Annotated in this window: 20 protein-coding genes; 4 read left to right on the plus strand and 16 right to left on the minus strand. The window is 61.2% G+C overall.

Annotation, left to right across the window (positions count from 1 at the left end; translation table 11 throughout):
- Positions 1 to 31: 31 nt before the first annotated feature.
- The 5 genes from fabG to AB4P90_RS21840 all read right to left on the minus strand — a co-directional run bounded on the left by fabG (position 32) and on the right by AB4P90_RS21840 (position 3,606).
- Positions 32 to 775 (minus strand): 3-oxoacyl-ACP reductase FabG, encoded by a 744-nt coding sequence (gene fabG / locus AB4P90_RS21820; protein WP_005790544.1) that lies wholly within the window; start codon positions 773 to 775, stop codon positions 32 to 34.
- Positions 776 to 799: 24 nt separating this feature from the next.
- Positions 800 to 1,738 (minus strand): ACP S-malonyltransferase, encoded by a 939-nt coding sequence (fabD, locus tag AB4P90_RS21825; protein WP_168224578.1) that lies wholly within the window; start codon positions 1,736 to 1,738, stop codon positions 800 to 802.
- Positions 1,739 to 1,864: 126 nt separating this feature from the next.
- Entirely contained in the window at positions 1,865 to 2,875 is a 1,011-nt protein-coding gene (plsX, locus tag AB4P90_RS21830; protein ID WP_073454171.1) for a phosphate acyltransferase PlsX, read from the minus strand.
- Between the two features lie 4 nt (positions 2,876 to 2,879).
- Positions 2,880 to 3,062: a 50S ribosomal protein L32 gene (gene rpmF / locus AB4P90_RS21835; RefSeq protein WP_003179396.1), complete on the minus strand. Its 183-nt coding sequence runs from the start codon at positions 3,060 to 3,062 to the stop codon at positions 2,880 to 2,882.
- Positions 3,063 to 3,075: 13 nt separating this feature from the next.
- Positions 3,076 to 3,606: a YceD family protein gene (locus AB4P90_RS21840; protein WP_003175611.1), complete on the minus strand. Its 531-nt coding sequence runs from the start codon at positions 3,604 to 3,606 to the stop codon at positions 3,076 to 3,078.
- Positions 3,607 to 3,711: 105 nt separating this feature from the next.
- On the opposite strand from AB4P90_RS21840, the gene AB4P90_RS21845 reads away from it, so the two are divergent.
- Positions 3,712 to 4,290 (plus strand): nucleoside triphosphate pyrophosphatase, encoded by a 579-nt coding sequence (locus tag AB4P90_RS21845; protein WP_032901910.1) that lies wholly within the window; start codon positions 3,712 to 3,714, stop codon positions 4,288 to 4,290.
- A 131-nt stretch (positions 4,291 to 4,421) separates the two neighbouring features.
- Here the strand turns inward: AB4P90_RS21845 and AB4P90_RS21850 are convergent, their stop codons facing one another.
- From AB4P90_RS21850 to rluC, 3 genes are read right to left on the minus strand one after another with little or no spacing between them, the layout of a single operon-like run.
- Positions 4,422 to 5,405: a S49 family peptidase gene (locus AB4P90_RS21850; protein WP_014719566.1), complete on the minus strand. Its 984-nt coding sequence runs from the start codon at positions 5,403 to 5,405 to the stop codon at positions 4,422 to 4,424.
- Between the two features lie 21 nt (positions 5,406 to 5,426).
- A complete protein-coding gene (locus tag AB4P90_RS21855) occupies positions 5,427 to 6,089 on the minus strand; it encodes an HAD-IA family hydrolase (RefSeq protein ID WP_014719567.1) in 663 nt (220 codons plus the stop codon).
- Positions 6,076 to 7,035, minus strand: coding sequence for a 23S rRNA pseudouridine(955/2504/2580) synthase RluC (gene rluC, locus AB4P90_RS21860; protein WP_014719568.1), 960 nt, complete (start codon positions 7,033 to 7,035; stop codon positions 6,076 to 6,078). The genes AB4P90_RS21855 and rluC overlap by 14 nt, the downstream gene beginning before the upstream one ends.
- Before the next feature lie 766 nt (positions 7,036 to 7,801).
- On the opposite strand from rluC, the gene rne reads away from it, so the two are divergent.
- The gene (gene rne / locus AB4P90_RS21865) at positions 7,802 to 10,951 is read left to right on the plus strand and encodes a ribonuclease E (protein ID WP_395605372.1); all 3,150 of its coding nucleotides are present in this window, start codon (positions 7,802 to 7,804) and stop codon (positions 10,949 to 10,951) included.
- Between the two features lie 176 nt (positions 10,952 to 11,127).
- Here the strand turns inward: rne and AB4P90_RS21870 are convergent, their stop codons facing one another.
- The 3 genes from AB4P90_RS21870 to AB4P90_RS21880 form a co-directional block, all read right to left on the minus strand.
- Complete coding sequence (locus AB4P90_RS21870) at positions 11,128 to 11,718, minus strand: NTP transferase domain-containing protein (protein WP_395605373.1); 591 nt, start codon at positions 11,716 to 11,718, stop codon at positions 11,128 to 11,130.
- Positions 11,715 to 12,701, minus strand: a complete 987-nt coding sequence (locus AB4P90_RS21875; RefSeq protein ID WP_014719571.1) for an XdhC family protein — start codon at positions 12,699 to 12,701, stop codon at positions 11,715 to 11,717. Before AB4P90_RS21875 ends, AB4P90_RS21870 begins: the two co-directional genes overlap by 4 nt.
- A gap of 133 nt (positions 12,702 to 12,834) precedes the next feature.
- The gene (locus AB4P90_RS21880; protein WP_003189258.1) at positions 12,835 to 14,166 is read right to left on the minus strand and encodes a dicarboxylate/amino acid:cation symporter; all 1,332 of its coding nucleotides are present in this window, start codon (positions 14,164 to 14,166) and stop codon (positions 12,835 to 12,837) included.
- A 338-nt stretch (positions 14,167 to 14,504) separates the two neighbouring features.
- On the opposite strand from AB4P90_RS21880, the gene AB4P90_RS21885 reads away from it, so the two are divergent.
- A complete protein-coding gene (locus AB4P90_RS21885) occupies positions 14,505 to 15,503 on the plus strand; it encodes an AraC family transcriptional regulator (protein WP_014719572.1) in 999 nt (332 codons plus the stop codon).
- A gap of 128 nt (positions 15,504 to 15,631) precedes the next feature.
- On the opposite strand, the gene AB4P90_RS21890 is transcribed toward AB4P90_RS21885, so the two are convergent.
- From AB4P90_RS21890 to AB4P90_RS21900, 3 genes are read right to left on the minus strand one after another with little or no spacing between them, the layout of a single operon-like run.
- The gene (locus AB4P90_RS21890; RefSeq protein WP_019817208.1) at positions 15,632 to 16,978 is read right to left on the minus strand and encodes an ATP-binding protein; all 1,347 of its coding nucleotides are present in this window, start codon (positions 16,976 to 16,978) and stop codon (positions 15,632 to 15,634) included.
- Entirely contained in the window at positions 16,975 to 17,652 is a 678-nt protein-coding gene (locus AB4P90_RS21895) for a response regulator (RefSeq protein ID WP_003193559.1), read from the minus strand. The genes AB4P90_RS21890 and AB4P90_RS21895 overlap by 4 nt, the downstream gene beginning before the upstream one ends.
- Positions 17,653 to 17,670: 18 nt before the next feature.
- Positions 17,671 to 17,979 (minus strand): hypothetical protein, encoded by a 309-nt coding sequence (locus AB4P90_RS21900; protein WP_020301727.1) that lies wholly within the window; start codon positions 17,977 to 17,979, stop codon positions 17,671 to 17,673.
- Positions 17,980 to 18,117: 138 nt separating this feature from the next.
- Between AB4P90_RS21900 and AB4P90_RS21905 the strand changes: the two genes are divergently transcribed.
- A complete protein-coding gene (locus AB4P90_RS21905; protein WP_032872446.1) occupies positions 18,118 to 18,837 on the plus strand; it encodes a 4'-phosphopantetheinyl transferase in 720 nt (239 codons plus the stop codon).
- A 79-nt stretch (positions 18,838 to 18,916) separates the two neighbouring features.
- Here the strand turns inward: AB4P90_RS21905 and AB4P90_RS21910 are convergent, their stop codons facing one another.
- Together AB4P90_RS21910 and AB4P90_RS21915 are read right to left on the minus strand one after the other, a co-directional pair.
- Complete coding sequence (locus AB4P90_RS21910) at positions 18,917 to 20,527, minus strand: ATP-binding protein (protein ID WP_020301728.1); 1,611 nt, start codon at positions 20,525 to 20,527, stop codon at positions 18,917 to 18,919.
- Positions 20,524 to 21,249 carry a response regulator gene (locus AB4P90_RS21915; protein WP_014719576.1) on the minus strand — a complete coding sequence of 242 codons (726 nt, stop codon included), beginning with the start codon at positions 21,247 to 21,249 and terminating at the stop codon, positions 20,524 to 20,526. The genes AB4P90_RS21910 and AB4P90_RS21915 overlap by 4 nt, the downstream gene beginning before the upstream one ends.
- Positions 21,250 to 21,399: the final 150 nt, after the last annotated feature.

Raw genomic sequence — 21,399 nt, forward strand, 5'->3', positions numbered from 1 at the left:
ATGACATTTTTTTGAAGCGATCCGTCACAATTTAACTCATGTACATCCCGCCGTTAACCGGGATTGTAGCCCCAGTCACGTATGCCGCACCGTCGGATGCCAGGAAAGTGACCACATTCGCAATCTCTTGAGCCTGGCCCAGACGGCCCAGCGGAATCTGCGTCAGCAACGCTTCACGCTGTGCTTCCGGCAGTTCACGGGTCATATCGGTGTCGATGAACCCTGGGGCCACCGAGTTGACCGTAATCGACCGCGAACCGACTTCACGTGCCAGTGCACGGCTGAAACCTTCCAGACCGGCCTTGGCGGAAGCGTAGTTTACTTGGCCTGCGTTGCCCATGGCACCCACTACGGAGCCAATATTGATAATTCGCCCCCAACGCGCCTTGGTCATGCCGCGCAAAACGCCCTTGGACAGGCGAAACAGACTGTTCAGGTTGGTATCGACCACGTCGTACCACTCGTCGTCTTTCATGCGCATCATCAGGTTGTCACGCGTGATCCCGGCGTTGTTCACCAGAATTGCCGGCGCGCCGAACTGTGCAGTGATCTCGGCCAATACGGCAGCTACGGACTCATCGCTGGTTACATTCAGTTCCAGGCCGGTGCCCTGCACGCCGTTTTCCTTCAAGGTCGCGGCGATACGCTCGGCGCCCGAGGCAGAGGTGGCGGTGCCAATCACAACGGCGCCCTGACGGCCCAGCTCCAGGGCGATCGCTTGGCCAATGCCACGGCTTGCGCCGGTAACCAGTGCAACTTTACCTTGCAGACTCATGCAGGCTTCTCCTAAGTACGGGATTCAGGCCAGTGCCGCGCGAGCGGCAGCGAAGGCTTCTGGGGTATTGAGGTTGGCGGTCGACACACCGTCGGCGCAGCGCTTGTTCAAGCCGGCCAGGACTTTGCCCGGGCCGCACTCGACCAGCTCGGTGGCACCGTTGGCGGCCAGGGTCTGGACCGATTCAACCCAGCGCACTGGCTTGTACAGTTGCTCCAGCAGGTCGCGCTTGAGGGTGTCGAGGTCGGCGGCCACGGCCGCACTGACGTTCTGCACCAGCGGGATCTGCGGCGCTTGCCAGTTGATGGCAGCGATAGACTCGGCAAACCGCTCTGCCGCCGGGCGCATCAGCTCACAATGGGACGGTACGCTCACCGGCAATGGCAGGGCACGCTTGGCGCCACGGGCCTTGCAACCCTCGATGGCACGCTCGACAGCTGCCTTGGCGCCGGCGATCACCACCTGGCCTGGGGAGTTGAAGTTCACCGCACTGACCACTTCGCCTTGCGCCGCTTCGGCGCAGGCCTCGATCACCACCACGTCGTCCAGGCCCAGGATAGCGGCCATGCCGCCCTGCCCGGCCGGAACGGCTTCTTGCATCAGTTGACCACGACGCTCGACCAGCTTGACCGCTTCAGCCAAGGTCAGGCTGCCCGCGGCCACCAGGGCGCTGTATTCGCCCAGGCTGTGACCCGCGACGAATGCAGGGCGCGCGCCGCCTTCTGCCAACCACAAGCGCCACAGGGCGATCGAGGCGGTCAGGATGGCCGGCTGGGTTTTATCGGTTTGGTTGAGCAGCGCTTCCGGCCCTTGCTGGGTCAGTGCCCACAGGTCGTAACCCAGGGCGTCAGAAGCTTCCTTGAAGGTGTCCAGGATCAGCGGGTATTGCGCGCCCAGCTCGGCCAACATGCCGAGGGACTGCGAACCCTGCCCTGGAAAGACGAATGCGAGGGATGTAGACATGTAACAAGCCCCTAATGATCTGGTCGTCAAAAATGCTCGCGCCTACGGTGGGAGCGAACGAAACTGACAGATTGGATGGTCAATTGAACTGGCCGGTCACATTTAAGCACTCCCGGGCCAATTCGCCTAAGGCAACAGATCCTCGAGACGGCCGTGCAAGCGTTGCGGCAGGTTCTCTTGAATCTCGATCAAGGCCCGTGCAATTGCACTTTGAAAGCCCAGCACCCCGGCCGAACCGTGGCTTTTCACCACAATACCCTGCAAGCCAAGAAAGCTTGCACCGTTGTGCCGTGCGGGCGCCAGGTCGGCCTGCAAGCGTCGCATCAGGGGCAGCGCCAAGGCCCCCACTATACGTGACGCCAGGTTGCGCTTGAACAAAGCTTCGATACGCGTGGCGATCATGGTCGCCAGGCCTTCGCTGGACTTGAGCAGAATATTGCCGACAAAGCCGTCGCACACCACCACGTCAGCTTCGCCACGGTACAAACCATCACCTTCAACAAAGCCGATGTAGTTCAAACCCCGCGCGCTTTGTAGCAAGGTAGCGGCAAGCTTGACTTGCTGGTTGCCCTTGATGTCCTCAGTGCCGATATTCAGCAGGGCAACCCGGGGTCGGGGCACGCCCAGCGCCTCGGCGGCCACCGAGCCCATTACGGCAAATTGCAACAGGTGCTCGGCACTGCAATCGACATTGGCGCCCAGGTCCAGCAACTGGCAATAGCCCTTCTGCGTCGGGATCGCCGCCACCATCGCCGGCCGATCAATACCTGGCAAGGTTTTGAGCACATGCCGTGACAAGGCCATCAACGCGCCCGTGTTGCCGGCGCTGACACAGGCTTGCACCTTGCCATCACGCAACAACTCAAGGGCCACCCGCATAGAAGAATCGGGTTTGCCACGCAGGGCAACCGCCGGCTTTTCGTCCATGCTGATGGTTTCGCTGGCTGGCGTAATCGTCAGGCGCGCGCGATCCACCGCCGGATGGCTGGCAATCAGTTCTTCAAGTAGGGAGGGTTGACCGACGAGGGTCAGGTGCAGCGAGGGCGTTGCAGACAGGCTGGCAATGCAAGCCTGAACAATGCTGCGGGGACCGAAGTCCCCGCCCATTGCGTCAATCGCGATGACTTGAGCAGACAAGTGATTACTCGTCAGCGCCCTTGTCGATCACTTTACGGCCACGGTATACGCCTTCTGGCGATACGTGGTGACGCAGGTGAACTTCACCAGTGGTCTTTTCCACGGACAGGGTGCTAGCCTCGAGAGCGTCGTGCGAACGGCGCATGTCACGGGCGGAGCGGGATTTTTTGTTCTGCTGAACAGCCATAATTGATTAACTCCTAAACGTTTGGGTCACGCTTTAACTGCGCCAATACACTGAACGGGTTGGACCGCGTTACCTCGTCCTCGCTCGGCTCGGCCTCGTCATCGAGACCCTCCGGCTGCTGGCATTCTTCCGGATGATGAGCAGGCACAATGGGCAAGGCGAGCAAAAGCTCCTCCTCGATCAGTGCATGCAGATCCAATGGATCTTCGCCCAGTTCCAGCACGTCATAACCTTTCGGCAACGACTGGGTATTCGCACCCTCTTTCACCACAGCATAACTGCATTCGCTGTGGATCGGCAGGGTGACCAGCTCAAGACAACGCTGGCAAACCATTTTGACTTCGGTGTCGATAACGCTGTGGATTACCACAGATTTACGTTCATCTCGTTCAAAAACGAATTTCGCCTGCACCGTACCGACAGTGTCGGAAAGCGGGTCGCAGAGTCTCTCCAAATCGGCCAGCAGCACTTCACCTTGAAGGGTGGTGCCACGATCAGCCAATTTGCGCGGGTCAACGTGAGGTGGAATCGGGTCATTCAACATAGGCGCAGCATTATAGGGATGCACCCGGCCATGTCAAAGGAAATTCAGCCCTGTGCGTCAGCCGGTCACGTCGATAGAATCGGCGACTGCCTTGAGGAGACGTATATGCTGCCTTTATTACTCGCGTCCAGCTCGGTTTATCGCCGGGAATTACTGAGTCGCCTGCACCTGCCGTTCACCTGCAGCTCGCCGGATATCGACGAAAGCCACCGCCCGGATGAACCCGCCATCGAACTGGTCAAGCGCCTGGCCGAACAAAAGGCCCGCGCCCTCGCCGCCAGCCATCCTGGCCATTTAATCATTGGCTCGGATCAGGTCGCCGTACTGGAAGGCCGGATCATCGGCAAGCCGCACACCTTCGAAAATGCTCGCGAGCAACTGCTGGCTGCCAGCGGCAAGCGTGTGAGCTTCCTCACGGGCCTGGCACTGCTCAACAGCGAAACCGGGCACTACCAGGTCGACTGCGTGACGTTTACCGTACACATGCGCGAACTGGATGCAGAACGTATCGAGCGCTATCTGCGGATCGAGCAGCCTTATGACTGTGCGGGCAGCTTCAAAGCAGAAGGGCTCGGTGTGAGCTTGTTCCGGAGCACCGAGGGACCGGATGCGACCAGCCTGGTTGGGCTGCCACTGATTCGACTGGTGGACATGCTGCTGACCGAAGGCGTACAGATCCCTTGAAACCTTCGTAAAGCAATGTGGGAGCTGGCTTGCCTGCGATAGCGATGTACCAGGCGACACTAATATCGACTGATCCATCGCTATCGCGGGCAAGCCCGCTCCCACAGTTGATCTACACCTAGCTTGGAATTTCAGCGCAGGGACGGCCCCTGGAAGCCCATGTACAGCGCCAATTTCTCCGCCACACTGGCACCGAGTTTCTTGGAGAAGCGATCAAACGGCGATTCCTCGACCGTAAAATCCACCAACTCCTTCTCGCCAATCACATCCCGCGCCACCGAGCTGGCACTGCCCAAGCCGTCAATCAGGCCCAGCGGCAATGCCTGCTCGCCCGACCAGACCAGGCCGGAGAACAGTTCCGGATGCTCTTTATCTTTCAAACGATCCCCACGCCCCTGCTTGACGCTGGCAATGAACTGACGATGGGTAGTGTCGAGCACGCCTTGCCAGAACGCGGTTTCATCCGCCTTCTGCGGCTGGAAAGGATCGAGGAACGACTTATGCTCGCCCGAGGTGTAGGTGCGACGCTCCACCCCCAGCTTCTCCATGGCACCCACAAAACCGTAACCGGCCGCTGTGACACCAATAGAGCCCACCAGGCTGGCCTTGTCGGCATAGATCTGGTCTGCGGCGCTGGCAATGTAATAGGCGCCCGAGGCACCCAGGTCGGAGATCACGGCATAGAGCTTGGTATCCGGATGCAAGGTGCGCAGACGACGAATTTCGTCATACACATAACCCGACTGCACCGGGCTACCGCCTGGGCTATTGATGCGCAGGACCACGCCTTTGACCTTGGGGTCCTCAAACGCCGCGCGCAGGCTGGTGACGATATTGTCGGCACTGGCGGGCTCCTTGTCGGCAATCACGCCGCGCACCTCGATCAAGGCAGTGTAATGACTGCCACGGGCGGCGCTCTTTTCCATGTCCATCAGCGGACTGAACAGCGCCAGCATCCCAAGCAGGTATACAAAGGTCAACAGCTTGAAGAAAATCCCCCAGCGCCGCGAACGTCGCTGCTCCTGGACGCTGGCCAGGAGGGTCTTCTCCAAAAGCTTCCAGCTTTTATCATCACTGCTCTGTGCCTTTTCAGGCGCCTTCCACTCGTCACTCATGCCATTAACCCCAGCAAAGACTTACAGCGCCCGGCTGAGCCAGGCCTGCAGTTCAGAAAAATGATCAATCGTCAGCCTCGGCTCGTATTGCTGCAACGCCTCGGCAGACTGGGCGCCATAGCTGACAGCGACGCTGTCCATGCCCGCGTTGCGTGCCATCATCAGGTCGAAAGACGCATCACCCACCATCAATGCCTCGCGTGGCGTTACGCCACAGTGCGCAAGGATCTGCTCCAGCATCAAGGGATGAGGCTTGCTGGCGGTTTCATCCGCAGCGCGGGTGATATCAAAGTAATCCTCCCAGCCATGGGCCTTGAGTACACGGTCCAGGCCGCGACGAGCCTTGCCGGTGGCGACCGCCAGGTGATAACCCTGGGCACGAAACGCTTCCAGCGATTGCACCACGCCTTCAAACAGCGGCGAAGGCGTAGCTTCCAGCGCAATGTAGTGGTCGGCATAGTGCTCGCGAAACGCCACCAGCTCGGCGTCGCTGATGTCGGGGTACAGGGTGCGAATGGCTTCAGGCAAACCCAGGCCGATAATGCCCTTCACCGCCAGGTCCGTGCACAATTCAAAGCCCGAGCGGGTCGACGCCATGTGCATGGACTCGACGATGCGGCCAATGGAATTGGCCAGCGTCCCGTCCCAATCGAAGATCAGCAGCTTGTAGTCAAGGTGCGACACTCAAACGCTCCACGGTCTTGGCCCACATCTCATCGACCGGCGCCTGCAACTTCAGCTCGCCACCATCGGGCAGCGGCACGGTGAGCATGTAGGCGTGCAGGAACAGGCGCTTGCCGCCCAGATCGCGAATTTCCTTGGAGAAATCCTCGTCGCCGTACTTGGTGTCACCCGCAATGCAGTGGCCCGCATGCAGGGTGTGCACACGAATCTGGTGAGTGCGACCAGTGACCGGCTTGGCCTCGACCATGGTGGCGAAGTCACCGAAGCGACGCAGCACCTTGAACAGGGTCAGGGCCTCTTTGCCCTCCTCGTCCACTTCGACCATGCGCTCGCCGGAGCGCAGGTTGCTCTTCTGCAACGGCGCACGCACGCTTTTGATCGAGCTGGCCCAGTTGCCGCGCACCAGCGCCATGTAGCGCTTATCCACGCCATCGCCACGCAGGGCGGTGTGCAAGTGGCGCAACATGCTGCGTTTCTTGGCGATCATCAACAGGCCAGACGTGTCGCGGTCCAGGCGATGAACCAACTCCAGCTCCTTGCAATCGGGGCGCAACTGACGAAAGGCTTCGATCACGCCGAAGTTCAAGCCACTGCCGCCGTGAACCGCAATGCCACAGGGCTTGTTGATCACGATCAGCTTGTTGTCTTCGAACACGATCGACGCTTCCAGGCGCTGCAACAAGCCTTGGGCCAGCGGCACCGGCTCGTCGCGCTCAGGCACGCGCACCGGCGGCACACGGACGATATCGCCCGCCTGCAGCTTGTACTCAGGCTTGATGCGCCCCTTGTTCACGCGCACTTCGCCTTTACGCAAAATGCGGTAAATCAAGGTCTTGGGCACGCCTTTGAGCCTGGCCAGGAGAAAATTGTCGATGCGTTGGCCGGCATATTCCGGCGAGACCTCAAGCAGCTGGACGCTGGGGGTCGGGGGGGTGGTAGTCGTCATGGCGGCGATGATAACAATTTTTTATGGAATTGAAGCACTTAATCATTACTGCTATAGTCGCGAACGCCGCCAAAAGCGGCCTGGACAGAGGACATGCGGCAAACTGCCGGCCCTGACCATCGCAATTCATCAGGACGCGAGGCCGTCCTACGGGGCTTTCGCCACCCAGGAAGGCTCAAGATTGTAACAAGCGCAGGTGACATGAGGCCTGAAGCGAGTGCAGAAAGCAGAGTGAATACTCGCATTTTGCGCCGATATTTACGGCCAGTTCACAAAGTGCAGTCAGTTTTGAGCCAGACCATGGCGAATGCTTCGGAAACAACGCCTGTTAAGAGCTGAGTGAGAGCGCAACCGCCCACACCTAGTCTTGTTTAGCCATGAGCGTGTTCTCCCCATTGGAGAACACGGTAAATGCCAACCCGCTGCGGATTCTGCGCGCGGCAGCACCCGAATTATCAGGGATACGTGTAGGGTGGAGATGCACAACCGTCGGACTGTGTAGCACTAGGCTTGTTTTAGACGCTTCATCTCGTCCACAGTCGCCGGTTGATTCCTCCTCCTGACCTTAGCTTTTGTTGAAGTGGTGCCTTTGTCACCACCGCTAACGAGCAGGACGCGTCCGTCGCGATACCGGCCCAATTGGCCGATTTTGCTGGACACTGGAGTGGCCAACCACTCTTGACGCACCTGACACCGACCGTGAGAAGTCGTGTGTGCCGAACGCCGTTTCCGGCAGCCCGGAAACCGACGGTACAACATGAAAAGAATGCTGATTAACGCAACTCAACCCGAAGAGTTGCGTGTTGCACTGGTAGATGGCCAACGCCTCTATGACCTGGACATCGAATCCGGTGCACGCGAGCAGAAAAAGGCCAACATCTATAAAGGCCGTATCACTCGCATCGAACCAAGCCTTGAGGCTGCCTTTGTCGATTTCGGCTCCGAGCGCCACGGCTTCCTGCCCCTCAAAGAAATCTCCCGCGAATACTTCAAGAAAGCCCCTGAAGGCCGCGTGAACATCAAGGACGTCCTGAGCGAAGGCCAGGAAGTCATCGTCCAGGTCGAAAAAGAAGAACGTGGCAACAAGGGCGCAGCCCTGACCACCTTCATCAGCCTCGCCGGTCGTTACCTGGTGCTGATGCCGAACAACCCACGTGCCGGCGGTATTTCCCGTCGCATCGAAGGCGAAGAGCGTAACGAACTGCGTGAAGCGCTGAACGGCCTGATCGCACCGGCCGACATGGGCCTGATCGTGCGCACTGCCGGCCTTGGCCGCAGCAGCGAAGAAATGCAGTGGGACCTCGACTACCTGCTGCAACTGTGGACCGCTATCAAAGAAGCGTCCCTGGATCGTTCCGCGCCGTTCCTGATCTACCAGGAAAGCAACGTGATCATCCGCGCCATCCGCGACTACCTACGCCAGGACATCGGCGAAGTGCTGATCGACAGCGTTGAAGCCCAGGACGAAGCCCTGACCTTCATCCGCCAGGTGATGCCGCAGTACGCCAGCAAGATCAAGCTGTACGAAGACAGCGTGCCGCTGTTCAACCGTTTCCAGATCGAAAGCCAGATCGAGACCGCCTTCCAGCGCGTGGTCGAACTGCCTTCCGGCGGCTCCATCGTGATCGACCCGACCGAAGCCCTGGTGTCCATCGACATCAACTCGGCACGTGCGACCAAAGGCAGCGACATCGAAGAAACCGCCCTGCAGACCAACCTGGAAGCGGCTGAAGAAATCGCCCGCCAGCTGCGCCTGCGTGACATCGGCGGCCTGATCGTGATCGACTTCATCGACATGACCCCTGCCAAGAACCAGCGCGCCGTGGAAGAGAAAGTCCGCGAGTGCCTGGAAGCTGACCGCGCTCGCGTGCAAGTCGGCCGCATCTCGCGCTTTGGCCTGCTGGAAATGTCCCGTCAGCGCCTGCGTCCATCCCTGGGCGAGAGCAGCGGCATCGTCTGCCCGCGTTGCAACGGCACCGGCATCATCCGTGACGTTGAATCGCTGTCCCTGGCGATCCTGCGCCTGATCGAAGAAGAAGCCCTGAAAGACCGTACCGCCGAAGTTCGCGCCCAAGTGCCGATTCCGGTTGCCGCCTTCCTGCTCAATGAAAAACGCAACTCGATCACCAAGATCGAACTGCGCACCCGTGCCCGTATCGTCATCCTGCCGAACGATCACCTCGAAACGCCGCACTTCGAAGTACAGCGCCTGCGTGACGACAGCCCGGAAGCCCATAGCGGGCAGTCCAGCTATGAAATCGCCGCGGCTGCCGCCGAAGTCGAAGAAGTCCAGCCAGCCGCTGCGACCCGCACCCTGGTTCGCCAGGAAGCCGCGGTGAAGACTGCACCGGCCCGTGCCAACGCACCGGTACCGACCGAAGCTGCCGCCCCGGTTGCCGCGCCGGTCGCCCTGCCTGAGCCAAGCCTGTTCAAGGGCCTGGTGAAGTCGCTGGTCAGCCTGTTCGCCACCAAGGAAGAGCCTGCTGCCCCGGTTGTGGTTGAAAAACCTGCCACCGAGCGCCCGGCGCGCAACGAAGAACGTCGCAACGGTCGCCAGCAGAGCCGTAACCGCAACGGCCGCCGTGACGAAGAGCGCAAGCCTCGCGAAGAACGTGCCCCGCGTGAAGAACGCGCACCACGTGAAGAGCGTGCGCCTCGCGAAGCCCGTGAAGACACCCCGACCGTCGCCCGTGAAGAACGTGCACCGCGTGAAGAGCGCGCCCCACGTACCCCACGCGCTCCACGTGAAGACCGCAAGCCACGTGGCGAGCGTGAAGAACGCGTGCGTGAACTGCGCGAGCCTCTGGACGCGGCACCTGCCGTTGCCGCTGCCGCAGCCGTTAGCACCGAAGATCGCCCGGCCCGCCAGCCGCGTGAAGAACGCGCACCACGCGAAGAGCGCCAACCGCGCCCGCCACGTGAAGAGCGTCAACCACGCGCCGAGCAAGCCGCTGCTGCCACCGAAGAAGAAGTACTGACCGGCGAAGAGCAGTTGCAGGAAGACGGCCAGGACAACGCCGAAGGCGATCGTCCACGCCGCCGCTCCCGCGGCCAGCGTCGTCGCAGCAACCGTCGTGAGCGTCAGCGTGATGCCAACGGCAACGTAATCGAAGGTTCGGAAGAAACCGGCGAGAACGCAGAAGCTGCCAACAACGAGCCAACAGGCGCCGAACTGGCTGCCGGCTTGGCCGTTACCGCTGCCGTTGCCAGTTCGGTCATCAGCGCCCCTGCTGAAGCCCAGGCTCACGAGCAAGCCGAACGTGCTACCGCTGCCGTCGAAGACACTGTTGCCGTAGAAGCGCCAGCCGCCGAAACCCCAGCGGTTGAAGCGCCGGTTGTTGAAGCGCCAGTCGTTGAAGCCACAACCCCTGTCGAAGCCCCAGTGGTTCCGGAAGTGGAAGTTGCCCCGGTTCGCGACGCACAGCCAGAAACTGAAGCGGTTGCCGTTGAACCGGCTCCAGTGGTTGAGCCTCAGCCAGTAGTCGAAGCGGCTGTAGAAGCTCCGGCGGTCGAAGAAGCTGCCCCGGCTGTGCGTGAAGTTCGCGAAGAACAGACCGCCTTCCAGTGGACTGCCGAACCGGCTGCACCGGTTGAAGCGCCAACGCCTGCCCCAGTGGTAGAAGAAGCACCGGCACCGGTTGCTGAAGTCGTCGCCGAGCCAGCCCCAGTGGTTGAGCCGACGCCGGTTGTGGAGCCTGCGGCCGTGGTTGAAGTTGAAGCCCCGGTGGTTGCCGAAGTGGCCGCCCCTGTGGTTGAAGCTGCGCCTGCAAGCGCCCTCACCGAAAACGGCCGTGCGCCGAATGACCCACGTGAAGTGCGTCGCCGCCGCAAGGAAGCCGAAGCTGCTGCTGCCGCTGCCCAGGCGGTAGAGCACAAGGCCCAGGAAGCAGAGCACGAGCCTAAACCCCTCGTCTGATTCCATAAGCCACTAAAAAGCCCCGCCTGAGTGATCAGGCGGGGCTTTTTTATGACGATCAACTTGAGCCTTGTGGCGCCCCAAATGTGGGAGCGGGCTTGCTCGCGAATACGGAGTGTCAGTCAGTGAATAGGGCGACTGATGTATTGCATTCGCGAGCAAGCCCGCTCCCACATTCAGCCTGCGTTGAAACTTAATAGCCGGGGTGTATCTACATCCCACAAGACTCCAGGATCAAGTACAGGCACCTCCCTCAAGGCGGCATCCGCAAACAACGATCTGGCCCCACGGTCGCCGACCAAAGCCAGCAAACCTGGGCCAAACGCACGGTCAAACGCCACAGGATGTCCATATTCCCCCGCCTGTACGGGGACGCTGATGGCCCCCTCCTCCAGCGCATCAATCACCCGTTCGATACTCGATGACTGAATAAACGGCATATCCCCCAACACCACCAGCCACCCATCCGCTGCACCGCTGGCCTTGACCGCCGCCGCAATGCTGTCGCCCATACAGCTCGAATCCAGCAGTACCACCTGACAGCCATAAGCCTCTGCCAGGCGGATAACCTCCCCGCGCTCCGGCGACGTCACTAGCCAGCGCGTTACAACACGCTCAGGCAAGTTGAGCAACACCTGCTCGATGACCGGCCGGCTAACACCATCCAGCCCCACACACGCGGCGAGCAATTTGTCGTGATCAGCTCCAGCTTCAGCACGAAAACGACTGCCCTGCCCCGCCGCCAGCACAATCGCCGTCACCGTCACTCGGCCACCACTGCCATCGGTTTTTTCTGCATCGGTGCCACACCGTTCTTGATCGCAACAATTTCCGCCATCAGCGATAGCGCAATTTCCGCCGGCGTATGGCTGCCGATGTGCAGGCCGATCGGCCCGTGCAAGCGCGCAATGGCCTCCGCCGACAGGCCTAGCGCGGCCAGGTTCTCCCGACGCTTCTGGGTATTGACCCGCGAACCCAGGGCGCCAATATAGAACGCCGTGGAGTTCAGCGCCGTCAGCAACGCCATGTCATCCAGACGTGGATCGTGGGTCAGGCACACAATAGCCGTGCGTTCATCGGTATGAATATTCAACACCGCCTCGTCGGGCATGCCCGGCACAAAGCGGCCATGCTGGTCTTCCCAGCCGTAGACGAACTCTTCGCGGGGGTCGCAGATCAGCACTTCGAAATCCAGCAGGCGTGCCATTTCCGCTACGTAGCGCGACAGCTGCCCGGCGCCGATCAACAGCAGGCGCCAGCGCGGGCCATAGATGGCGCGCAAGCGTTCGCCGTCGAAGCTCACCACGTCGGTCTTGCTGGCGGCGCTCAAGATCACTTCGCCGGTGGCCAGGTTCAGCTCGCGAGCGACAATCTGGTGATCTTCACAACGCGCCAGCAGCGCTTGGACCCAACCCCACTCCTCCACGCGCTCCTCGGTGAGCCTCAGGGTGCCGCCGCAGGGCAGGCCAAAACGCGCCGCCTCGTCGCGAGTGACGCCGTAGGTCACCAACTGCACGGGCGGGCCGTCAGCAGGCAAGCGGCCGTCTTGCAGGCGCGCGATCAAGTCATCCTCGATGCAACCGCCCGACACCGAGCCAATCACCACACCATCACCGCGCAGGGCCAGCATTGCGCCTGGCGGGCGCGGCGCGCTGCCCCAGGTTTGCACCACGCTGTACAACATCACGCGCTGCCCGGCGCGGCGCCATTGCAGCACGCTGCGCAGGACGTTCAGATCCACACTGTCCATCAGGCCTCCGGTAAGTACTGTCGCGCTCACTGTAAACCAAAAATATCCGTTGCATCCCGCCAGAAATGCAAACGCCCCGAACCAGTCGGGGCGTTTGCGGATAGCGTTGGCGTCAGTTCACGCCAGCAGCCACTTACTTGACGACAGGCGCCGGGCCTTCTGCCACGCCCAGGTCATCGAGCTCGCGGGTTTCGGAAATACCGGTACCGCCAGACGCCAGTTCGCTTTGCAGCTTGTCGGTGTCCAGTTCCTTGACCCACTTGGCCACAACGATGGTGGCAACTGCGTTACCCACCAGGTTGGTCAGGGCACGGGCTTCGGACATGAAGCGGTCGATACCCAGGATCAGCGCCAGGCCGGCAACCGGCAAGTGGCCGACAGCCGACAGGGTGGCGGCCAGTACGATGAAGCCCGAACCGGTCACGCCAGCCGCGCCTTTGGACGACAGCAGCAACACCAGCAGCAGAGTGATCTGGTGGGTGATGTCCATGTGGGTGTCGGTCGCCTGGGCGATGAACACGGCCGCCATGGTCAGGTAGATCGAAGTACCGTCGAGGTTGAAGGAGTAACCGGTTGGAATCACCAGGCCGACCACGGACTTCTTCGCGCCCAGGCGTTCCATCTTGATCAGCATACGCGGCAGTGCGGATTCCGACGACGAGGTGCCCAGTACGATCAGCAGTTCTTCACGGATGTAGCGGATCAGCTTCAACACGCTGAAACCGTGAGCGCGGCAGATAGCGCCCAGCACCAGCACCACGAACAGGATGCAGGTGATGTAGAAGCAGATCATCAACTGGCCCAACTGCACCAGGGAACCGACACCGTAGGCGCCAATGGTGAATGCCATCGCACCCAGGGCACCGATTGGCGCGAGCTTCATGATCATGTTGATGATGTTGAACATCACATGGGCGAAGCGATCGATGAAGTCCAGCACGGGCTTGCCGTAGGCACCCAGGCGATGCAGGGCGAAACCGAAAATCACCGAGAACATCAGCACTTGCAGGATGTCGCCGTTGGCGAAGGCGCCGACGATGGTGTTCGGGATGACGTTGAGGATAAAGCCGACGATGCTCTGGTCTTTACCAGCGGTGACGTAGGCCGCCACTTTGGAAGCATCCAGGGTCGCGACGTCGATGTGCATGCCGGCGCCCGGCTGCACCACGTTGACCACGACCAGGCCAATCAGCAGGGCGATGGTGGAAACAATTTCGAAGTACAGCAGCGCGTAGCCGCCGGTCTTGCCCACCGACTTCATGCTTTGCATGCCGGCGATGCCGCTGACCACGGTACAGAAAATGATCGGGGCGATGACCATTTTGATCAGCTTGATAAAGCCGTCACCCAGTGGCTTGAGGGCCACGCCGGTCTGTGGGTAGAAGTGGCCGAGCAAGATACCGATAACGATTGCAACGATCACCTGGAAATACAGGGATTTGTAGATTGGCTGACGAGTCGTCATTGCAAAGTTCCTCAATCGTCCCGTGTGGCAAATATCCGCCATTGCCCACGGCACTTGAATTGCGAACCCTCCTGCACTGGAGGGATTTGTTGTTTGCGAAGCCTGTAGGAGCAAGCCTGCGCTGTAATCCTTATCGCAAACAGCGTGCCACTTTGCTTAAACGCGCTGAAGGCCTTTAGACATCAGGGCTTGGGGTTCACGGGCGACTCCGGAGAATGCAACAGGGTGGCGGATTTCCGCCCACTCATCCTGTCTCGTCCTACAATTTGGCGGATATCCGCCTTGTCGCCCCGCCGGGTGATGGCTACCATCCGCCCCTCCATGGATGAGGCCCTTGCATGCGTGAACGTACCATCGCCAGCCATTACGCCCGAGCGGCCCTCGGCGGTGCGCGCCGGGCCGGTTTTGACTACTCGGGGGTGTTGCAGCAGGTGGGCATCACCCCGGAACTGCTGACCGAACCCCGCGCACGCATCGCTCCAGAGCAATTTACCCGCTTGCTGCAAATGCTCTGGCTGGGGTTGGATGACGAATACCTGGGGTTTGCAGAAGGGCCGAGCAAACGTGGCACTTTCGCCATGATGTGCCATGCGCTGATTCATTGCCGCACGCTGGAGAAGGCGCTGGAGCGCGGCTTATTGTTTTATAGCCTGTTCCCCCAAGGCCCACGCTGGCAACTGACCAAAGAAGGCGACATGGCGCGTCTGAGCCTGGACGACTCACAGCTATGGGACCCGGACCACTTCCTCAGTGAATGCCTGCTGGTGATCTGGCATCGCCTGGGCAGTTGGTTGATCGGCCAGCGTATCCGGCTGCAGCAGGCCACCTTCAGTTACCCGATGCCGGCCCATGCCGGTGAATACGACCTGCTGTTCCCCTGCCCCCAGGTGTTCGGCGCGCCGACCAGCAGCCTGGTGTTTCCCAGCCGCTACCTGAGCCTGCCGCTGTTGCAGGACGAACGCACCCTCAAGCACTTCTTGCAGCGCTCCCCTGCCGACTTGCTGTCGCGGCCGGATGAAGGCGACAGCCTGAGCAGCCAGTTGCGTCGCTTGCTGAGCCGCGACCGCACGCCCTGGCCAGACCTGGAAGCCGTTGCCCAGCACCTGCACATCAGCCCACAGACCCTGCGCCGCCACCTGCGCGAAGAAGGCACGAGTTTTCAGGCATTGAAGGATGAGCTACGCCGGGATATCGCCATTTACCACCTGGGGCGGGCGGATTTGTCTTTGCAGGAGATCGCCGAGCAGTTGGGGTTTTCCGAACCGTCGGCGTTTCATCGGGCGTTCAAGAAGTGGACGGGGCTGACGCCGGGGGCCTACAGAGCGCAGGAGAGTTAGAGGTGTATTGGCTGGGAGGGCCTCATCGCAGGCAAGCCAGCTCCCACACTTGAATGTATTCACACATCAAAATTTGTAAACCCGATCAACTGTGGGAGCTGGCTTGCCTGCGATGAGGCCAGTGCAGATCACAAGGCAGGAAAGTGAATCCTGAACGCCGCCCCACCCAGCGCTGAATCCCCCAACGTCAACCGCGCGTGATAGCTTTCGATGATGTCCTTGACCACCGCCAGCCCGATCCCCTGCCCCGGGTGCTGACGGTCGAGCCGTTCGCCGCGCTGCAGGATCCGTGCACGCTGGTCCGGTGGTACGCCGGGGCCGTCGTCTTCGATACACAGCTCAATGCCATCGAGGTTTTCCACCAGGCTGATACGCACTTGCTTGAGGCACAGGCGGTAGGCGTTTTCCAGCAGGTTGCCGAGCATTTCGAGCAACGCGCCCTTTTCGATGGGTACCTCGCAGGCCTGCGGCAAATCAAAGGTCACGGTGACCCGCTTGTCGCGATAAACCTTTTCCAATGTATCGCACAGGCTTTGCACCACCGGTTCCAGGCGGACCTGGTGGCGCACCAGGCCACTTTTACGCAGGCTGGCACGCTGCAACTGGTATCCGATCTGCTGGCTCATGCGTTCGATCTGCGATTGCAGCACCCACGCCTGGCTACGTTCTTCGGGGCGCTGGGCCATGTCTTCGCTCACGCCCTGCAACACCGCCAGTGGCGTTTTCAGGCTGTGAGCCAAGTCATCGAGGGAGTCGCGGTAGCGCGCACGCTGTTCGCGCTCGCTGTGCAGCAAGCGGTTCAGGGAGCCGGTCAGGCGCAGCAGTTCGCGGGGGTGTTCTTCGCTGAGGCTTTCGCGGGTGCCGCCTTCGATCTGGTCGAGTTCATGGCTCAGGCGTCGCAGGGCTTGCAGGCCCCAGGTCAGGCCCAGCCACAACAGCGTCAACAACACCAGCAAGGCCGCGCCGAACCCGAGGTAGAGGTTCTCGCGCAGGCCTTCGAGGGTCAGTTGGTATTCGCGTACCGGCTGCAGGGCGACAATGCTGAACGCCGCGCTCTTGCCTCCCAGCAGCCGGACCTCGACGTCATACACGAAGAATTCCTGGCCATTGGCCTCGCGAATGCGCGCAAACTCGTTGCCGCGCCCGTCGTAGCGCGGTTTGTAGTTGATGTTTTCTTCCTGGGTCGCCCGCGAGCGCCATACCAGATGGCCTTCACGGTCGTAGATATAGCCCAACAGCCGACTGTCGGTGAGGTTGAAACGCTCATCGGGCAACTGCGCCGGCATCAGCAGGCGGTTATTGTCGACCCGCGCCGCGGAAATCAGGGTGGTCACATCCGACGCCAGGCGCTGTTCGATGGAATCCTGCAGCGCCAGGCTGAACGCGCCTTGCATGGCCGGCAACAAGCCGAGCATAAACAGCACGGCCAGGGTGGCGGCCGCCAGCATCAGGCGCACACGTAGCGAACGAATCAACGGCAGCGCTCATTGAACAGGTAGCCCAGGCCACGCACGGTATCGATTGGCTTGAACCCGGCCGGGCCTTCCAGCTTGCGGCGCAGGCGGCCGACCAGCACTTCGATCACGTTTGGATCGCGCTCGTCGTCATCCGGGTACAGTTGCTCCATCAAACGGTCTTTGGCGACCACTTGCTGATGATGACGCATCAAGTATTCGAGGATCCGATACTCGTAGGCGGTCAGCGCCAGGGGTTGCTCGTCCAGGGAGGCTTGCTTGCGGTTGAGGTCTAGCAGCAGCGGCCCGGCAACGATAGTCGACTGGGTAAAACCGCTGGAGCGACGCAGCAAGGCGTTCATGCGCGCCTCCAGCTCTTCGAACTGGAACGGCTTGACCACGTAGTCGTCGGCCCCGGCCGCCAAGCCTTCAACCTTGTCCTGCCAGTTGCCGCGGGCGGTGAGGATCAGGATCGGGAAGGTCTTGGTCTGGGTGCGCAACTGGCGAATCAGGTCCAGGCCGCCCATGCCGGGCAGGCCAAGGTCGATGATCGCCAGGTCATGGTTGAATTGGCCGGTCTGGTACAGGGCTTCTTCGGCATTGGCCACGGCTTCGACCACATGCCCGCTGTCGGTCAGGCGGGTAAACAGGTGATGACGCAGCAGCGCCTCATCTTCCACCACCAGCAATTTCATAAGGTTCTCCACTGCAATTCAACTAGCCGACAGGGGGATATCATAGCGGCCCTGCAGCTCTTGGGGGCGCAGTTTTATGCCATTGTAGTGGCCGGTCAGGTGCGCGTAGCCGCTGCGATAGTCGGGTTGCGCAGGGGTAGCGCCCAGGGCCTGGCCCCACGGCGCAGCCTGAGTGCCAGCGTCTTCGAAGCTGACACGATGGATCAGGTTGCTGGATTTCTTGGTTTTCTCGCTGCCAAAGGCCGCAAAGGTGCCATCGGACGCCTGCACGCCGGCAGTGGCGCCAAGCATGGTCAAGGCCAACATCAGCTTTTTGATCGCAGTCATGGTGGTTACCTCATACGCGTTTGGGCTGTGGGGTCCAGACTACGCAGGCGCCCCTGAACTCCCCCTGAACAGGCTCTGAACCGCAGCTGAACCGCACCGGGCTATCCACTGGCCCGCCAACTCGGCAAAATACCGCGCATGACGCCCCTACCCGCTTGCTGCACCCCACTTGATGATCATTGGCCGTTGCCGGTTTCTTTGCCGGGCACGGTGTTTTTGAGCACGCGATTCGACCCGGCTTTATTGAGCCCGGGCGATTTCCAGCGCTGCGATGTGCCACCGCCGGCTAGCATCCAGCGCTCGGTCGCCAAGCGCCAGGCGGAATTTCTCGCCGGCCGCCTGTGCGCGCGCGAAGCGCTGCAACGACTCGATCATCTGCGCTGCGTCCCGGCCATCGGCGAAGACCGCGCCCCGGTCTGGCCAGGGCATATCAGTGGCTCCATCACCCACAGCACCGGGCACGCTGCGGCGATTGTCGGGCACAAGGCGCAATGGCGCGGGCTGGGCATGGACCTGGAGCATCTGCTGTCACTGGAGCGGGCCGAACGCCTGGCCGGGGAAATCCTGACGGCCGATGAATTACAGCGCATGGCCACCCTGCCCCGTGAGCAACTCGCCTTGCTGGTGACGCTGACGTTTTCGGTCAAGGAAAGCCTGTTCAAGGCGCTCTATCCGATCGTGCACAAGCGCTTTTATTTCGAGCATGCCGAGGTGCTGGAGTGGTCAGCGGCTGGGAGGGTGCGGTTGCGGTTGCTGACCGATCTTTCGCAAGAGTGGGGCCATGGCAAAGAGCTGGAAGGGCAGTTTGTGGTGCAAGGGGAGCAGTTGTTGAGCCTGGTGGCTATCAGCGCCTGGTAGACCACCATCGCGGGCACGCCCGGCTCCCACATTGGGAATGCATTCGCCTGTGGGAACTGGCTTGCCTGCGACAGCGGTGTCAGGGCTTATCCTGATCCCTGGGCCAGCTCAGGCTGAAGCACGCCCCGCCCAGGTTGTTGCTCTTGCTGATCAACGCCCGCCCGCCGTGCCAATAGATAATCCGCCGCACGATCGACAAACCCAGGCCATGCCCGCCAGAGGCGCGGGTACGGCTGTCATCCAGGCGCAGGAACGGCGTGAAGATCCGCTCCCAGGCGCTTTCCGGCACGCCGGGGCCGTCGTCTTCCACATCGATGCGGCAGCGTACCTGCCCCACCTGATAACTGATCAACACTTGGCCTTTGGCGTGGCGCATGGCATTGCTCACCAGGTTTTGCAGGGCGCGGTGCAGGTAGCGCGGTTCAGCGTCGACCCAGGCGTCATCCCAATGCGCCGATGACAGGCAAATACCCCGGGTGACGGTGACCTGGGGGCGCAATGGCGATAATTCGCCAATCACCTGGTCGAGCAACGCATCAAGGTCCACGCGCTGGAAATTCAGTTCCGGCGCACCCTGTTCCAAGCGGGCATAAGTGAGCATCTCATCCACCAGGCCATCAAGGTCCTGGATATCGCCATCCATACCCTCCAGGTACTTGCGCCGCGCTTCGGGCGTGGCGGCGTCACCGATCATCTCCAGGCCAAAACGCAGGCGCGCGACGGGTGTGCGCAGCTCGTGGGAGACCGCGCGCACCAGTTCGCGCTGAATCGCCAGCAATTGCTGCAAGTGCTCGGCCATACCATTGAAGGCTGCCGCCAGGCGCCCGACCGAGTCCGCGCCGCGAGCGGGTACGCGCACTTCCAGGTTGCCCTTGGCGATACGCGTGGCCGCCGCCTCCAGGCCTTTGAGCCGACGCTCAAGTTGTCGCACCAGCAGATAGACGATCAAGCCGATCAGGGTCAGGCCAATCAAGGTGATCAGGATCAGCCATTGCGCCGGGTATGGGTTCATCTGGTACAGCGGGCCGATCTCCAGTACCCACGGGGTGCCGACCATGCCGGCAAACACGCGAATCGAATCGCCGCCCTTGCCCAGCGCCATCACCGTATCGCCCTCCGCCACGCGACGACGCTGGTCCTCGTCCATGTCGGCCTGGTCAAGGGCCGTCAAGTGCATTTCAAAACCAAAACCCTTGGCGTGTTTGATGTCGGCCAGGCGCTGGGGCTGTTCGGCCACCGGGAAGCGCACCAGTTCGTCGGCCAGCAGGTAAATGGTTGCGCGGGCCAATTGCTCGCTGATCTGCTGCACTTCGCCGGTAAGCACCAATTGCTCTTGCTCGCTGACCAACCGCAGCACCCGCGCCGCATGAGGCCCGGTCTGTTCCACCAGGACCTGGCCGCGTTGCAGGCGGTTGCGCTGGCCAAGGTCCAATTGCGCATCGGTGAACGTGCGCAGTTCCAGCGGAATACCGAGCAAACGCTCCCACACCGCCAAGGCGCGCTGTCGTTCAATGGCGCTCATGGGCTGCAGGTTATCGCCCATCAACGCAAAAGTGCCGTGGGCCAGGCGCTCACGGTACTGGCCGCTGCGCACGTCATTAAGCAGGTGCAGTGCCAGGGCGCCGAGCAACGCCACCAGGATCAGCGCCGCGCACATGCCGCCGTAGATGCGCAGGAAGATCGAGTTCACAGCGGCATATCGGCAGCAGCTTCGGGGACGAACAGGTAGCCTTTGCTGCGAATGGTCTTGATCAGGCGTGGGTGGATCGGATCGTCGCCGATCTTTGGCCGAATGCGCGAGATACGCACATCAATGGAGCGATCCTGGCCGTCATAACCAATACCGCGCAGAGCTATGAAGATTTCTTCGCGGGACAGAATGCGTCCGGCGTTTGCAACCAGCAGCCACAACAGGTCGAATTCAGCGCTGGTCAGTTCGATGCTGCCCTCATGCAACCAGGCTTCGCGCAAGGCATTGTCCACCACCAACGGACCAAACTGGAGGCGGCGCTGGTTTTCCACTGCAACGGGCAACACCGGTTCGCTGCGGCGCAGCAGCGCCTGGATACGTGCCAGCAACAAACGCGGGCGCACGGGCTTGCACACATAGTCGTCGGCGCCCATGTCCAAGCCCTGCACCTGGTCCATGTCGTCGGTGCGCGCGGTGAGCATCAGGATCACGCCGTCATAACGCTCGCGCACCTTGCGGCAGATGGTCAGGCCGTCTTCGCCGGGCAGCATCAGGTCGAGGATCACCAGGTCGGGCTGTTCGGCGATGATGCGCGCCGTGGCCTTGGCACCATCGCTTTCCACCGACACACGCAGGCCGTTGCTTTCCAGGTACTCACGGGTCAACTCGGCGAGTCGCTCGTCGTCCTCGACGATCAGTATCTGCCAGGCTTCTTGCTCCATGCATTGTCCTCGTTTTTATAAGAAGTTCTTCTGGCCGACACAATCGAATGTGAAATACGGTCGGTGTGGAGCTGGCTTGCCTGCGATGAGGGTGGGTCAGCGCGCCTGTTGGTGGCCGATACACCGCCATCGCAGGCAAGCCAGCTCCCA

Source organism: Pseudomonas sp. B16120 (genome assembly GCF_044218845.1).
In the GTDB taxonomy this organism is placed as follows: Bacteria; Pseudomonadota; Gammaproteobacteria; order Pseudomonadales; family Pseudomonadaceae; genus Aquipseudomonas; species Aquipseudomonas paracarnis.

What these genes read in the sequence shown, in the direction of transcription:
- rpmF (WP_003179396.1), bottom strand. Translation starts at nt 3,062, where the DNA reads ATGGCTGTTCAGCAGAACAAAAAATCCCGCTCCGCCCGTGACATGCGC.
- AB4P90_RS21900 (WP_020301727.1), bottom strand. Translation starts at nt 17,979, where the DNA reads ATGACTGCGATCAAAAAGCTGATGTTGGCCTTGACCATGCTTGGCGCC.
- fabD (WP_168224578.1), bottom strand. Translation starts at nt 1,738, where the DNA reads ATGTCTACATCCCTCGCATTCGTCTTTCCAGGGCAGGGTTCGCAGTCC.
- AB4P90_RS21915 (WP_014719576.1), bottom strand. Translation starts at nt 21,249, where the DNA reads ATGGAGCAAGAAGCCTGGCAGATACTGATCGTCGAGGACGACGAGCGA.
- fabG (WP_005790544.1), bottom strand. Translation starts at nt 775, where the DNA reads ATGAGTCTGCAAGGTAAAGTTGCACTGGTTACCGGCGCAAGCCGTGGC.
- AB4P90_RS21845 (WP_032901910.1), top strand. Translation starts at nt 3,712, where the DNA reads ATGCTGCCTTTATTACTCGCGTCCAGCTCGGTTTATCGCCGGGAATTA.
- AB4P90_RS21905 (WP_032872446.1), top strand. Translation starts at nt 18,118, where the DNA reads ATGACGCCCCTACCCGCTTGCTGCACCCCACTTGATGATCATTGGCCG.
- rluC (WP_014719568.1), bottom strand. Translation starts at nt 7,035, where the DNA reads ATGACGACTACCACCCCCCCGACCCCCAGCGTCCAGCTGCTTGAGGTC.
- AB4P90_RS21875 (WP_014719571.1), bottom strand. Translation starts at nt 12,701, where the DNA reads ATGGACAGTGTGGATCTGAACGTCCTGCGCAGCGTGCTGCAATGGCGC.
- rne (WP_395605372.1), top strand. Translation starts at nt 7,802, where the DNA reads ATGCTGATTAACGCAACTCAACCCGAAGAGTTGCGTGTTGCACTGGTA.
- AB4P90_RS21885 (WP_014719572.1), top strand. Translation starts at nt 14,505, where the DNA reads ATGCGTGAACGTACCATCGCCAGCCATTACGCCCGAGCGGCCCTCGGC.
- AB4P90_RS21880 (WP_003189258.1), bottom strand. Translation starts at nt 14,166, where the DNA reads ATGACGACTCGTCAGCCAATCTACAAATCCCTGTATTTCCAGGTGATC.
- AB4P90_RS21840 (WP_003175611.1), bottom strand. Translation starts at nt 3,606, where the DNA reads ATGTTGAATGACCCGATTCCACCTCACGTTGACCCGCGCAAATTGGCT.
- AB4P90_RS21850 (WP_014719566.1), bottom strand. Translation starts at nt 5,405, where the DNA reads ATGAGTGACGAGTGGAAGGCGCCTGAAAAGGCACAGAGCAGTGATGAT.
- AB4P90_RS21895 (WP_003193559.1), bottom strand. Translation starts at nt 17,652, where the DNA reads ATGAAATTGCTGGTGGTGGAAGATGAGGCGCTGCTGCGTCATCACCTG.